The organism is Streptomyces sp. AJS327, from assembly GCF_013450295.1.
GTDB lineage: Bacteria > Actinomycetota > Actinomycetes > Streptomycetales > Streptomycetaceae > Streptomyces.
The window spans coordinates 1413877-1426002 of sequence record NZ_SKBR01000002.1 but is presented as its reverse complement, the minus strand read 5'-3'; the positions used below and the strand labels follow the sequence as shown (position 1 = coordinate 1426002).

The 12126-nt window shown below is 74.2% G+C and carries 12 protein-coding genes and 1 pseudogene; 9 read left to right on the top strand and 4 right to left on the bottom strand.

Going from position 1 to position 12126, the window contains the following annotated elements; translation table 11 throughout:
* Positions 1-353 precede the first annotated feature (353 nt).
* From E0L36_RS15760 to E0L36_RS28515, 3 genes and pseudogenes are all read left to right on the top strand, one after another.
* Positions 354-1256 (top strand): pseudouridine-5'-phosphate glycosidase, encoded by a 903-nt coding sequence (locus tag E0L36_RS15760; protein ID WP_180929650.1) that lies wholly within the window; start codon positions 354-356, stop codon positions 1254-1256.
* A complete protein-coding gene (locus E0L36_RS15755; RefSeq protein WP_180929649.1) occupies positions 1253-2218 on the top strand; it encodes a carbohydrate kinase family protein in 966 nt (321 codons plus the stop codon). The genes E0L36_RS15760 and E0L36_RS15755 overlap by 4 nt, the downstream gene beginning before the upstream one ends.
* A 166-nt stretch (positions 2219-2384) precedes the next feature.
* Positions 2385-2837, top strand: a pseudogene (locus E0L36_RS28515) (helix-turn-helix domain-containing protein); the annotation flags it as partial.
* Between the two features lie 196 nt (positions 2838-3033).
* Here E0L36_RS28515 and E0L36_RS15745 read toward each other — a convergent pair.
* The 3 genes from E0L36_RS15745 to E0L36_RS15735 form a co-directional block, all read right to left on the bottom strand.
* On the bottom strand, positions 3034-3639 hold the full coding sequence (locus E0L36_RS15745) for a ClpP family protease (RefSeq protein ID WP_180929648.1): 606 nt from the start codon (positions 3637-3639) through the stop codon (positions 3034-3036).
* A gap of 1 nt (position 3640) precedes the next feature.
* The gene (locus E0L36_RS15740; RefSeq protein ID WP_180929647.1) at positions 3641-4294 is read right to left on the bottom strand and encodes a ClpP family protease; all 654 of its coding nucleotides are present in this window, start codon (positions 4292-4294) and stop codon (positions 3641-3643) included.
* Between the two features lie 364 nt (positions 4295-4658).
* Positions 4659-4850 (bottom strand): hypothetical protein, encoded by a 192-nt coding sequence (locus E0L36_RS15735; protein ID WP_180929646.1) that lies wholly within the window; start codon positions 4848-4850, stop codon positions 4659-4661.
* A gap of 207 nt (positions 4851-5057) precedes the next feature.
* Here E0L36_RS15735 and E0L36_RS15730 point away from each other — a divergent pair, with 207 nt between their 5' ends.
* Together E0L36_RS15730 and E0L36_RS15725 are read left to right on the top strand one after the other, a co-directional pair.
* Complete coding sequence (locus tag E0L36_RS15730; protein ID WP_180929645.1) at positions 5058-5300, top strand: DUF397 domain-containing protein; 243 nt, start codon at positions 5058-5060, stop codon at positions 5298-5300.
* Between the two features lie 213 nt (positions 5301-5513).
* Positions 5514-6413, top strand: a complete 900-nt coding sequence (locus tag E0L36_RS15725) for a helix-turn-helix transcriptional regulator (protein ID WP_180929644.1) — start codon at positions 5514-5516, stop codon at positions 6411-6413.
* 346 nt (positions 6414-6759) lie between these two features.
* On the opposite strand, the gene E0L36_RS15720 is transcribed toward E0L36_RS15725, so the two are convergent.
* Positions 6760-7251 (bottom strand): ATP-binding protein, encoded by a 492-nt coding sequence (locus E0L36_RS15720; protein ID WP_180929643.1) that lies wholly within the window; start codon positions 7249-7251, stop codon positions 6760-6762.
* 870 nt (positions 7252-8121) lie between these two features.
* Here E0L36_RS15720 and E0L36_RS15715 point away from each other — a divergent pair.
* From E0L36_RS15715 to E0L36_RS15700, 4 genes are all read left to right on the top strand, one after another.
* Positions 8122-8358, top strand: coding sequence for a DUF397 domain-containing protein (locus E0L36_RS15715; RefSeq protein WP_180929642.1), 237 nt, complete (start codon positions 8122-8124; stop codon positions 8356-8358).
* A gap of 117 nt (positions 8359-8475) precedes the next feature.
* The gene (locus E0L36_RS15710) at positions 8476-9294 is read left to right on the top strand and encodes an SAM-dependent methyltransferase (RefSeq protein WP_180929641.1); all 819 of its coding nucleotides are present in this window, start codon (positions 8476-8478) and stop codon (positions 9292-9294) included.
* A 421-nt stretch (positions 9295-9715) separates the two neighbouring features.
* A complete protein-coding gene (locus E0L36_RS15705) occupies positions 9716-10552 on the top strand; it encodes a DUF6227 family protein (RefSeq protein ID WP_180929640.1) in 837 nt (278 codons plus the stop codon).
* A 113-nt stretch (positions 10553-10665) separates the two neighbouring features.
* Complete coding sequence (locus E0L36_RS15700) at positions 10666-12126, top strand: transglycosylase family protein (protein WP_180929639.1); 1461 nt, start codon at positions 10666-10668, stop codon at positions 12124-12126.

The window sequence follows — 12126 nt, the reverse complement described above, 5'->3', positions numbered from 1 at the left end:
CCCGTCACCGGCACCGCGTGGCCCGGGGTGAAACCTCCACACCACACGCCTCCCGGAAGTCCGGCGCGCCGGCCGGCCACGCCCTCCCCCGGCGCCGTCCCGTCGGCGCGCGCGCCCCGGACCGTCCGGCTCCCCCACCATTCCGCGCTCCCCCGCCGCTGGGAAGGGCACCCACGGCTCCGGCCACCGCCACGGACGGCCCGCGCCCCCGTCACCCGGTGGGCGTCCGCCGCACGGGCCGGGTTCCGCGCGGCGCCTCCACCAAACGGGGCAGTTCCGGAACCCCCGGCCCGGCGGCCCGCTGATCCTCGATCAGACGTTTGACGAGACCGCCGGAGCGCCATGCATGGAGCATGACGGTGGTGACGGCGGAGGAAGTCGAGACGGCCCTGGCGGAGAACCGCCCGGTGGTCGCGCTGGAGTCGACGATCATCGCGCACGGTCTGCCCCGCCCCCGGAACCTGGCGGTGGCCCGGGAGTTGGAGGAGCTGGTGCGGGCGGAGGGAGCCGTGCCCGCCACCATCGCGGTCCTCGACGGAACGGCACGGGTCGGCCTCACCGCGAAGGAACTGGAACGCGTGGCCGAGGACGGCGCGATGCGCAAACTGGGGCGGCGCGACCTGGCCCCCGCCCTGGCCACCGGCGCGAGCGGCGCGACGACGGTCTCCGGCACCGCCTTCCTCGCGGCCCGCGCCGGGCTGCGTACCTTCGCGACCGGCGGCCTCGGCGGGGTGCACCGGGGCTGGACCCGCGTCCAGGACGAGTCGGCCGACCTCCCCCTTCTCGCCCGCACCGCGCTGACCGTGGTGTGCGCGGGCGTCAAGTCCATCCTGGACGTACCCGCCACCCTCCAGCGGCTGGAGACCCTGGGCGTCACGCTGCTCGGCTACGGCACGGACGCCTTCCCCGGCTTCTACCTCAGCCGCTCCGGCGAGACCGTGGACTGGCGGGTCGACTCCCCGGAACAGGTCGTCGCGGTGGTCCGGGCGCGGCGGCTGCTCGACGGCCAGCCCGCGGCGGTTGTGGTGGCCAACCCCGTCCCGGAGGAGGAGCAGCTGGACCCGGCGCTGCACGACCGGGTGCTGGAGGAGGCGCTGGCCGAGTGCGACCGGGCGGGCGTCACCGGCGGGGCGATCACCCCGTTCCTCCTGGACCACCTGGTGCGGCACACCGGAGGCGCCGCGCTGGAGGCGAACCTCGCGGCGGTACGCGGCAACGTCCGGCTCGGCGCCCGGATCGCGGTGGCGGACGGGTGACCGGCGGCGGGCTGCTGGTCGTCGGCGAGGTCGTCACCGACGTGGTGGCCCGGCACCGTGGACCGCTCGCGCCCGGCACCGACACCGCCGCGACCACACGGCTGTTCCCCGGCGGCTCCGGCGCCAACGTGGCCTGCGCGGCGGCGCGTTCGGGAGCGCCGAGCACCCTGCTGGCGAGCGCCGGGGCGGACTTCGCCGCGTGGCACCGGGCCGCGCTGCGCGAGGCGGGCGTCCGCGCCGTCCTCCGCGTCGACGCGGCCCTGCCGACCGCCGTCGTCGTGGCCCTGGTGGACGAGACGGCGGAGCGCACCATGGTCACCGACGGCGGAGCGGCCCTGCGGCTCGCCCCCGGCGACTGGGCGGAGGAACTCCTCGACGGCACCGGCCACCTGCACGTCTCCGGCTACCTGCTGTTCGCCGAACCGGCCCGCTCCCTCGCCCGGTTCGCGCTGGAGCGGGCCCGGGCCCGCGGGCTCGGTGTGAGCGTGGACCCCGCCTCGGCCGGGTTCCTCACCGGGACGGGAGCCGGGCGGTTCCTGGACGACTGCGGCGAGGTGGACGTCCTGCTGCCCAACCTCGACGAGGCACGGCTGCTCACCGGGGAGCGCGATCCGCGCCGGGCGGCCCGGTGGCTGACCGAACGGCACTCGCGCACCACCGTCGTCACGCTCGGCCCCGCGGGCGCCGTCGTGTGTGAACGCGGCGCGCGCGGCGAGGAGTTCACCTCCTTCACGGTCCCCGCCACGGCGGCGCGCGCGGTGGACTCCACCGGCGCCGGGGACGCGTTCACCGGTGCCTTCCTCGCCGCCCGGCTGGCCGGTGCCGACGCCCGGACGGCGGCCACCGCGGGCTGCCGGGCCGGGGCCCACGCCGTGGCCACGACCGGCGCCCGCCCCTCCCCCAGCCTCCGGCCCGGTACGGCGGGTCCAGGCGACGGGAGCCCGCTGCCACGGCCCCGGTGAGGGCCTGCCGCGTGGGGCTCGCGGGGCTCCCCGGCCGCACCGCTGGCCCCGGACGCGGGGTGAATTCGCCGAGGGCGGAACGCTGTTCCCTACCCCCGTGTGCCCCGGGCTCCCTACGCTGACCGATGTGAGCAGTCACCCGTCCGATCCCGCCCCCGTCGTTCCGCTGCGCCGCGCGCCGGACGGCGGCCCGTCGCCGAGCGTCGCCCCGGAGGGCGACGCCGCGCCACGGCGGGACTCCGGGTCCGGGCCGGACACCGCCCACGAGCCGGACACCCCCGGAACGGGCCGGGCCGCCGCCCACGGGGCGGGGCGGCCGGAGGCCACGCGGCCAGCCCGCGAACCGCTCTGGCGCCATCTCGTCGGCGAGGTCCTGCGCCGTGAACGGCTGGCGCAGGAACGCACGTTGAAGGAGGTCGCCGAGGCCGCCCGGATCTCCATGCCCTACCTCTCGGAGCTGGAGCGCGGCCGGAAGGAGGCCTCCTCCGAGGTACTGGCCGCCGCCGCGCGGGCGCTCGGACTCGGACTGGCCGACCTGCTGGCCCGGGGACACGGCGAACTCGCCCGCGCCACACGGGCGGACGGACCCCGGGTGGCCGGAGCGGCGCTCCGCCCGGCCCCCGCGCCCCGTGCCCGCACCGGCGGGGCCGAGACCTCCGCCCGGCCCGAACCGGACTCCGCCGTCGCCCCGTCGCGCCCGGCCCGGGCCGTGTCTCGGCGGACCCGGCGCCTTCCCCCGGGAGGCACCGGGCCACGCTGCCAGGTACGGATAGCCGCCTGAGGCTCCGCCGGGATACGGACCGGACGGTGCTGACTCAGCCCCGGACCGGTGCCCGGCGGGTGAGCACCTCGTCGGCGAGGCCGTACTCCACCGCTCGCGGGGCGGTGAAGACCTTGTCGCGGTCCATGTCCGCCCGGAGGGTCGCCGCGTCGTGCCCCGTGTGCCGGGCGAGCACCTCCTCGACCTCACCGCGCATCCGCAGCATCTCCTGGGCCTGGAGGCTCAGGTCGGAGACGGTGCCGCGCGCCCCGGAGCTGGCGGGCTGCCCCAGCAGCACCCGGGCGTGCTCCAGCACGTACCGCCGCCCGGGGTCGCCCCCGGCCAGCAGGACGGCGGCGGTCGAGGCGGCCTGGCCGACGCAGAAGGTGGAGACCGGCGCGGAGACGAAGCTCAGGGTGTCGTAGATCGCCATGAGCGACGTGACGGATCCCCCGGGGGAGTTGAGGTACAGGGAGATCTCGGAGTCGGGCGCCGAGGACTCCAGGTGGAGCAGCTGGGCGATCACCACGTTCGCCACCCCGTCGTCGATCTCGGTGCCGACGAAGATGATGCGCTCGGACAGCAGCCGACTGTAGACGTCGACGGCCCGCTCGCCGGTCCTGGTGCGCTCGACCACGGACGGAATGGTGTACTGGCCCATCTCAGAGTCCCATCCGTCGCCGCGTGCCCTCGGGACGTACGTCCTCCAGGGTCTCGACCACCCGGTCGACCATCCCGTACTCGCGGGCCTGTTCGGCCGTGAACCACCGGTCGCGGTCGCTGTCGCGGGCGATGGTCTCCTCGGTCTGGCCGGTGTGCCGCGCGGTGAGCCGCCGCATGGTCACCTTGGTGAACTCCAGGTTCTCGGCCTGGATCGCGATGTCGGCCGCCGACCCCCCGATACCGGCCGTGGGCTGGTGCATCATGATGCGGGCGTTCGGCAGCGCGTACCGCTTGCCCGGCTCCCCCACCGTCAGCAGGAACTGCCCCATGCTGCCCGCGAACCCCATGACCAGGGTGGACACTTCGTTCGGTATTAGCCGCATGGTGTCGTAGATCGCCAGCCCCGCCGTCACCGAGCCACCCGGACTGTTGATGTAGAGGCTGATGTCGGCCCGCTGGTTCTCCGCCGACAGCAGCAGCAACTGGGCACAGACCCGGTTCGCCGACACCTCGTCCACCTGCGTGCCGAGGAAGATGATGCGCTGCGTCCGCAACTGTTCCATCAGCTGGTCGTCGTAGCGCGACGGCGGGGTCTCCTCCTCACTCGCGCGGGGGGCCGGGGCGAGCCCCGGAGCGGTGCTGAGTCGAGTCATCGATCCTCCCTCTCTCGGACACGGCCGCGCCGGCCGCGTCCTCCCACCCTCGACCCGAACCACCGCCGAACAGGGCGAACTCGGCTGGTGGCAGATTCGCTCAGGGCAGAGCGCACCCCCGTCCCCGAGGCCAGGCCGAACGGACACGGGGCTCCGGACGCGCACCCGGCGCGGACCGGACATGACCCGGACATGCTCCGGGCGCGCGTGAACGCCCGGGAGAGGGAGGGGAGTTGGGGCGGAGGTAACCCGGAGCGGGGTCTCGCGGAGGGGCCGCCCTGGTGGGTGGGGCCCGCTCCGAGGGGAGCGAGCGGGCCCCTGGGTCCACCGGGCTGAGGGGGTGCCCGGGGCGGACTGGTACGCGTCAGGCCCCGGGGCCGGGCGCGGGGGGTGGCTGCGCCTGGGTCGCGGCGGCGTTGAGCAGCGACGGGGCTCCGGCGATCTCCAGCAGGAGCATGAGCCGGGTGAGGGGGTGTTCCCAGTCCGGCCCGGCCACCTCCTCCTCGGCGTCCGTCATGTCCGAGGCGCTGGGCCCTTCGGCACCGTGTGAGGTCACTACTGCTCCAGTGGGCGGGAACGGGCAGTCCAGCTCCGGGAGTTCACCGGAAAATCGGGCTCCCCGGGAACTCCGGGGCATTCTCCCGTACCGCCAGGCGGCGCTGCAAGTACATCTGCACTTACAGCTGCAAGAACACCGCGCTGTGTCACAGTAGTTGACCGTCAGGAGCAGCCAACGGGGGCCGCACCGACAGAGGAGACTCACATGCAGATGGAGAACGGCGTGGACGCCACCCAGCTCGGGGACGTCACCTGGCGGAAGAGCCGGCGCAGCAACCCGAACGGGAACTGCGTCGAGCTGGCCGGGCTGCCGGACCGCGGCGTGGCGGTCCGCAACTCGCGCCACCCGTCGGGTCCCGCCCTCGTCTACACGGCGGCCGAGATGGCCGCGTTCATCCAGGGAGCGAAGGACGGCGACTTCGACGACCTGCTCGACTCCGGGGCGTGAGCGGCCCCGGCGTCCACCCCGTGGTGACGACCGGAGCGGCGCACCGGTCTGAGTGACGCACGTGCGTACCCCTGCCAGTGACATGCCATCCGCACGGGCGCATGGCACATGGCAGGGGTATGTACAACCGCCTTTGCTGTACGGTCCGTTCCGGGAGTGGAACACTGAGCGTTCGACTCCTCACTCAGTGCAGCGGCGAAAGAGGAAGACAGTATGGGAGCACAGCCGGAGGGTGTGACGCCCCTCGGGAGGATGACGGGGCATCCCCGCGGCGGACCGACGGTGCTGCGGATCATACTGGGCACGCAGCTGCGCAGGCTGCGTGAACAGCGCGGCATCTCCCGCGAGGCCGCGGGCGACGCCATCCGGGGCTCCCACGCGAAGATCAGCCGACTGGAGTTGGGCAGGGTCGCCTGCAAGGAGCGGGACGTCTCGGACCTCCTCACGCTCTACCGCGTGGTCGATCCGGAGGAGCGCGAGGCGTACCTGTCGCTGGCCCGCGAGGCGGGATCGCCCGGCTGGTGGCAGCAGTACAGCGACGTGACCTCGTCCTGGTTCGACCGGCTGATCGGCCTGGAGGCCGCCACGTCCGTCATCCGCACCTACGAGGTGCAGTTCGTGCCGGGCCTGCTCCAGTGCCGCGACTACGCGCGGGAGGTCATCCGGCTGGGCAACCCGCATATCGACGACCACGAGCTGGAACGGCGCGTCACCCTGCGGATGGAGCGGCAGCTGCTGCTGAGCGGCCCCCGGCCGCCCACCCTCTGGGCGGTGGTGGACGAGGCCGCGCTCCAACGGCCGCTCGGCGGCGCCGAGGTGATGCGGACGCAACTGGAGCACCTGCTCGCGGCGGCCCACGAACCGAACATCACGCTCCAGGTCGCCCCGTTCGAGGCGGGTGGGATCGCGGCGGCGGGCGGTCCGGTGACCATACTCCGCTTCACCGAGCCCGACCTTCCGGACATCGTCTATCTCGAACAGCTCACCAGCTCCCTCTACCTGGAGAAGCGGGAAGAGGTCGAGCACTACATGATGGTGATGGACCGGCTCTGCGCCTCCGCCGAACCCCCTTCGCGCACGGTCGAGTTGCTCACCACGCTGCTGGAGCGCTGAACCCCGGCGGCGCGGGGACCGGACGCGCTGACCGTGGGCCGGGACGGCCGTGGTGTGACGCACCAGGCGGCACCGGAACGGCACGGCGCGCACGCGTCATCGCGTTCCGTACCCTCCGTCAGCTCCCGCGCGTCGACAACGCCCGCCGCTCTTCCCGGAGTTCGGCCCACCCTGGCACGGGAACCCCACGCCGGACGAGGAGTTCGGAGCCGGTCGTCCCGCCACCAGGGCACCCGGCGGCGGGGCGAGGCGAACGCGGGGCGGTCCACGGGACGGACCGCGCGCGGCACGAACACGGGCAACGGGACCCCGCCCGGCGGTCAACGTCCTGGCGGCAGGCGGTGGTTCAGGCCGGACGGAGGCTCAGCTCGGCCCACACCATGCGCCCGGCACGGTGCTCGGCACTGGCGACTCCCCACGCGTCCGCCAGGGCCCCGACGAGCTGTAGCCCCCGCCCGTCCACCGCGTCGGGCGCGGCGACCCGCGGGCACGGACCGGCGGCCGACTCCCCCTCGTCGGACACCTCGATCCGCAACTGCCGCTCGCCCAGCCGGAGACTGCACGTGATGGACGTGCTCTCGGTGTGCTGGACGGCATTGGTGAAGAACTCGGAGATCACCAGCTGCGCGGTGTGGCCCACGTCGTCCGGGAAACCCCAGGTGCGCAGCTGACGGCAGACGTGGTCGCGGGCCCGGGAGACCGAGGAGGGGAGCGCGGGGAGGGCGAAACCGCCCTGACGAGCGGATACCGACTGCTCGGGAGAGCGTCGCGCGGCGGGCGGCGACGGCTGGGGAGGCGAGAGGCGCGCGGCGTCTCGCGGGGCATGCGTGGGGGCCACAGGAGGTTCGCCTTCCATCTACCTGGTCAGGGAAGAAGAGGCGGCCGCCGGTATGCGCCACGCCCGGGCCGCGTCCGCGCGGCACGCCCGGTGCGCCGGCGGCGGGCCGGAGGGCTCCACCACCAGGCCGCCTGTGCGACGGAACCGCCGCAGCCTCATGAGCTGGATCACAGCGTTCACTATAGCTCTGGCTCCGGTAGGACTGGCAAGACCGGTTCTGCAATTCACAGAAAAGCAGATCCACTGTGGTTGCGACAGTGCGTGCATGGCACACTTCAGTTCGCGGCAAGTCCTTTCGAGGAGGCATACGTTGGCTGAATCGCGGTCGGCCCCGACCGTGGGCCAGATTGCCCCGGGCCACGGAGAAGGGGCCGCGCACCGGCCGTCACCTCCGCCTTCCCCGGAAGCCGCGAGAACCCTCGGTGTCCATTCCGGCACGTACCGTCGTGCTGTCGTGCCCGTCACGCGGGCGCTCCCTCGTCCTTCCGCGCCGTCGCGCGACAAAGACGCGGGGCGGTACGAACTCCCGCACCGCGGGATTCCGCACCGGCTCCCGGCTTTACCACTCGCGTTACCCCTCGCGCGCGGAGGGTGTCGGTGGCCGGTCCCATACGGCCGCACGGCGGTGCCCGGTCCGTCCCCGGCCAGTTCTCCGGGGTGTGCGGGCCCCGCCCTCTCCTCGCCCGCTCTTCCGGTTCCGTCCCGAACCGCCGGAACACCGTCCGCACGGAGGGCCGTCGCGGCGCCGTGTTCCCGGGCGGTCCCGACACGGCCCCCCTCGGGAAGCGCCCAGGCGCACGAGCGCGCAGGCCGTGCCCGCACGACACACCGGGGCCCCGCCCCGGTGCGATCCGCAAGGAGTTCTGAACGATGGGCCCGATATACAACGGCATGCCGGCGAAGGAGCTGGGTACCGACGGCTGGCACAAGCCCTGGAGCGGTGGCGGCAGTTGCGTGGAGGCGATGCGGCTCGGTGACGGACGGGTGGCGCTGCGCCAGTCGACCGACCCGGAAGGCCCGGCCCTGATCTACACCTCCCACGAGATCGAGACCTTCATCAGGGGCGCCAAGAAGGGCGAGGCGGACTTCCTGCTCGCCTCAGACTGACGACCGGCCGCGGCGGCGGGACGGCCCCCGGCCGGCGTTCCCGCCGCCGCCACCGGACCACGGGGGACCGACCGTACGAAGCGCAGTCCGGCACAGCCGACATGATCGGAGAGGTCGATGGAGACAGCGGCGGAGTCACCCCGGATCGACACCAGCAGGCCGCATCCGGCGCGGATGTACGACTACTACCTGGGCGGCACGAGCCACTACGCGGTGGACGCGCGGGCCGCCGAGGAGGTGCTGGCCGCCATGCCGGGCACCCGGGTGGCGGCCCGGGTCAACCGGGACTTCATGGCGCGGGCCACCCGGACCCTCGCCGCCGGGCACGGGGTGCGCCAGTTCCTGGACATCGGCACCGGCATCCCGACGGAACCCAATCTGCACCAGGTGGCGCAGTCGGTGGACGCCCGCTGCCGGGTCGTCTACACGGACAACGACCCGATCGTCCTGCACCACGCCCGGGCCCTGCTGCGCAGCACCCCGGAGGGCCGCACCGCCTACGTGCACGCGGACGTCACCGCGCCGGAGACCATCCTGGACTCGGCGGGACTACGCGAGACGCTGGACCTGGAGCGTCCGGTCGCGCTGTCCGTCAACGCGCTGTTCCACTTCATCACCGACGCGATGGGTCCGCACCACGTGCTGCGGACGCTGCTGGACGCGCTGGCCCCCGGCAGCTTCCTGGTGATGACGCACGCCACCGCGGACTTCGTCGACGAGCTGACGGCGGAGCGCACGGAGAGTGTGCTCCGCACCTACCGGGAGGCCGGTACCGACCTGCGGCCCCGCTCCCTGGACGAGTTCCGGAGCTTCTTCACCGGGTTGGAGCCGCTGGAGCCGGGGCTGGTGGTGCCCCAGCGGTGGCGCCCGGATTGCGGCGGCTCCCTGGGGGACGCGGAGATCCCGGGCTACGCGGGAGTGGCCCGCCTCCCCTGACCGCGGGCGACGCCCGGTGGCCGGGAGGGCCCCCGGGGGACGGGGGGCGCGGGGCCGGGACACGGCCCCCCACAAGGTCGCGCCCCGCCCCGGCCCGCGGGCGCGGCCCCCCACAGACCGGCCACGGCGGTCCACCCGCCCCCGGGACAGCCTTCCCGTCCCGGGCGCCCCGAACTCGCGCCCGTTTCCCCGTAGTTCGGCGGTAGCCCCGTGCGGGGGTCCGGTGTGCGGGGTGACGCGACGCGAATGGGGCTGGGAGGCTCCTAGCGGTCAACTCCCGTACGGGCGGCCGGATATCCGCCAGGCAGCGCCAGCCACGGGGGCGGAATTCGGCCAACTCGGCCCAGAACGCGGCCGGGAGGCTACGGTAGAGGGTCGCGGGGGGCGCTGTCGGCCAGAGCACGTCCGGGAGGGATCCGCGATGGGCACAGGCGCACGTCCAACACCGGCCCAGCAGTTGGCGGAACTGCTCACCCGGTGCCAGAACCCCTTCGACGTCCCGGACCACACCCTCGCCCGGCTGAGCCGCACCGTGCTCTGCCACACCGAGCTCCGGGGCCGCCGTCACCAGTCGAACCCGCCGCCCGAACTGCGGTGCAGCAGCTACCGGCACACCTTCCTGCTCGCCGACGGCTCCGCGCTCGCGCTCTGGGAGCTGCGCTACGACGCCCCGGAGGTGGCCCGCCGGGAGCCGCGGCAGCTGTGCGAGATCTACCCGAGCGAACCCCAACTGCTGCGCGCCGAGGAGCGGGTGCACCGGCGGATGGCCGGTGGCCCGCCGGGGGGCACGCTGGGCGCGCCGGGGGCGTCCCCCGGAGCACCCCGTCGGTCGCGCGCGCCCGCGAGTGAACCCGGCGCCCACGGAACACTTCCCCCCGAGTACCTGGCGACCGAGGCCGGCGCCATGGAGGAACGCCACTACGACGGGCGGAACTCCCCCGACCACGCCCGCAGGTTACTGCGGCGGGCCGAGAACCCCGACCGGCCCGGCGAGGAGGTGCTGGCCCGGCTGACCGGGGCGCGGGGCCACGACATCCTGCATGTGCCCAGGCCACACGGTCCGGCACGGGAACTCCACGTGTGGTGCGCGCTCTACCAGCACGCCTTCCTCCTCGCCGACGGCGAGGAGCTGAGCCTCTTCGAGCTGGAGCACAACCTCTCCCGGACCGGACGGCTCATCTGCGAGGTGTACGGGGACGCGGAGGTGGCCGACCGGGCGGCGCACCGCCGTGCGCGGGAGCACGGGATCGGTCTGTGAACTCTTGTGACCGTGTTCGTACCGCTCTAAGGTGGGCGCGCCCGAAGACTCCCGTCACCGGGCAACTCCCGGCGCTGGGCGCCGAATTAGCCGAATAGACAGGGAGGACCGGCATGTCCGCTCGTGGGCGGCACCGTCGCCACCGGCCGAGTTCCGTCACCCGCGTCTCCCTGAGGCTCACCGCCGGAGGCGCGGGGCTCGCCATCCCGCTCGTGGGCGCGCAGCTGGCGCAGGCGGCCCCGCAGGACACCTGGGACAAGGTGGCCGACTGCGAGAGCAGCAACACCTGGAACATCAACACCGGCAACGGGTACTTCGGCGGTCTCCAGTTCACCCAGAGCACCTGGGAGGAGTACGGCGGAACGGCGTACGCCCCGCGCGCCGACCTGGCCAGCAAGTCCGAGCAGATCGCGGTGGCGGAGAAGGTGCTCAAGGGCCAGGGGCCCGGCGCCTGGCCCACCTGTGGCTCCTCCGCCGGCCTGACCCGGGACTCCGCCGAGCCAGGACAGCTCCGGGCGGCCGCCCCCGCGTCCGCCGAACGCTCCGGCGGCGAGACCCCGGCGGCCGAGGGCCGTTCCACACCGGAGAAGGACGGTGCCGCGGACCGGGCCGAGAGCGGCGGCGAGGGCGGGAAGGCCAGCGAACGGGCCCAACGCGCCCGCGCCGAACGGGAGAAGAAGCCCACCACCTACGAGGTGGTCAGCGGTGACTCGCTGTCGTCCATAGCCGACGAGAAGAACGCCGCGGGTGGCTGGAAGGGGCTCTACGAGCGCAACCGCGCCACCGTCGGCGAGGACCCCGACCTGATCCTGCCCGGCCAGCGCTTACGGCTCGCCGGGAGCCCCGAGCGGGCGGCGCCGCCCTCCGGACGGACCTCCGGCGGCCAGGGCTCCGACGAGCGGGCCGAGCGGAGTGGCCCGGACACCCGGCAGGCCACGAAGGAGAAGGCCGCCCAGGCCGAGGAGCGGACCGCGGCCGCGAAACGGGAGGCCCGCGAGGAGCGCGCGGCGCGGGCCGCCGAGGAGGCGCGGGAGGCGAAGCGGGCCAAGCAGGCCAGGGAGGCCCGGGCCGCGAAGGCGGAGGCCGCCCGGAAGGCGGAGGCCAGACGCGAGGCCGCCCGGAAGCAGGCGGCGCAGAAGGAGCGGCAGCGCCAGGCGGCGCAGCGCGGGCCCTCGGCCGCCGCGCCGGTCGACGCGCGCCCCTCGACCGCCTACCGGGCCAGCGGCGCCAGCTGGTCGTCCGGCTACCACACGGGCGTCGACTTCGCGGTGGGCACCGGGACCACCGTCAAGGCCGTCGCGCGGGCGAAGGTCGTCTCGGCGGGCTGGGCTGGCTCCTACGGCTACCAGGTGGTGCTGCGGCACAGCGACGGCAAGTACAGCCAGTACGCGCACCTGTCCGCGATCTCGGTGCGCTCCGGTCAGTCGGTGGACGCGGGGCAGCGCATCGGCCGCTCCGGCTCCACCGGCAACTCGACTGGGCCGCACCTGCACTTCGAGGTGCGCACCGGCCCCGGGTACGGCACCGACATCAACCCGCTCGCGTACCTGCGGGGGCGCGGCGTCAGCATCTGA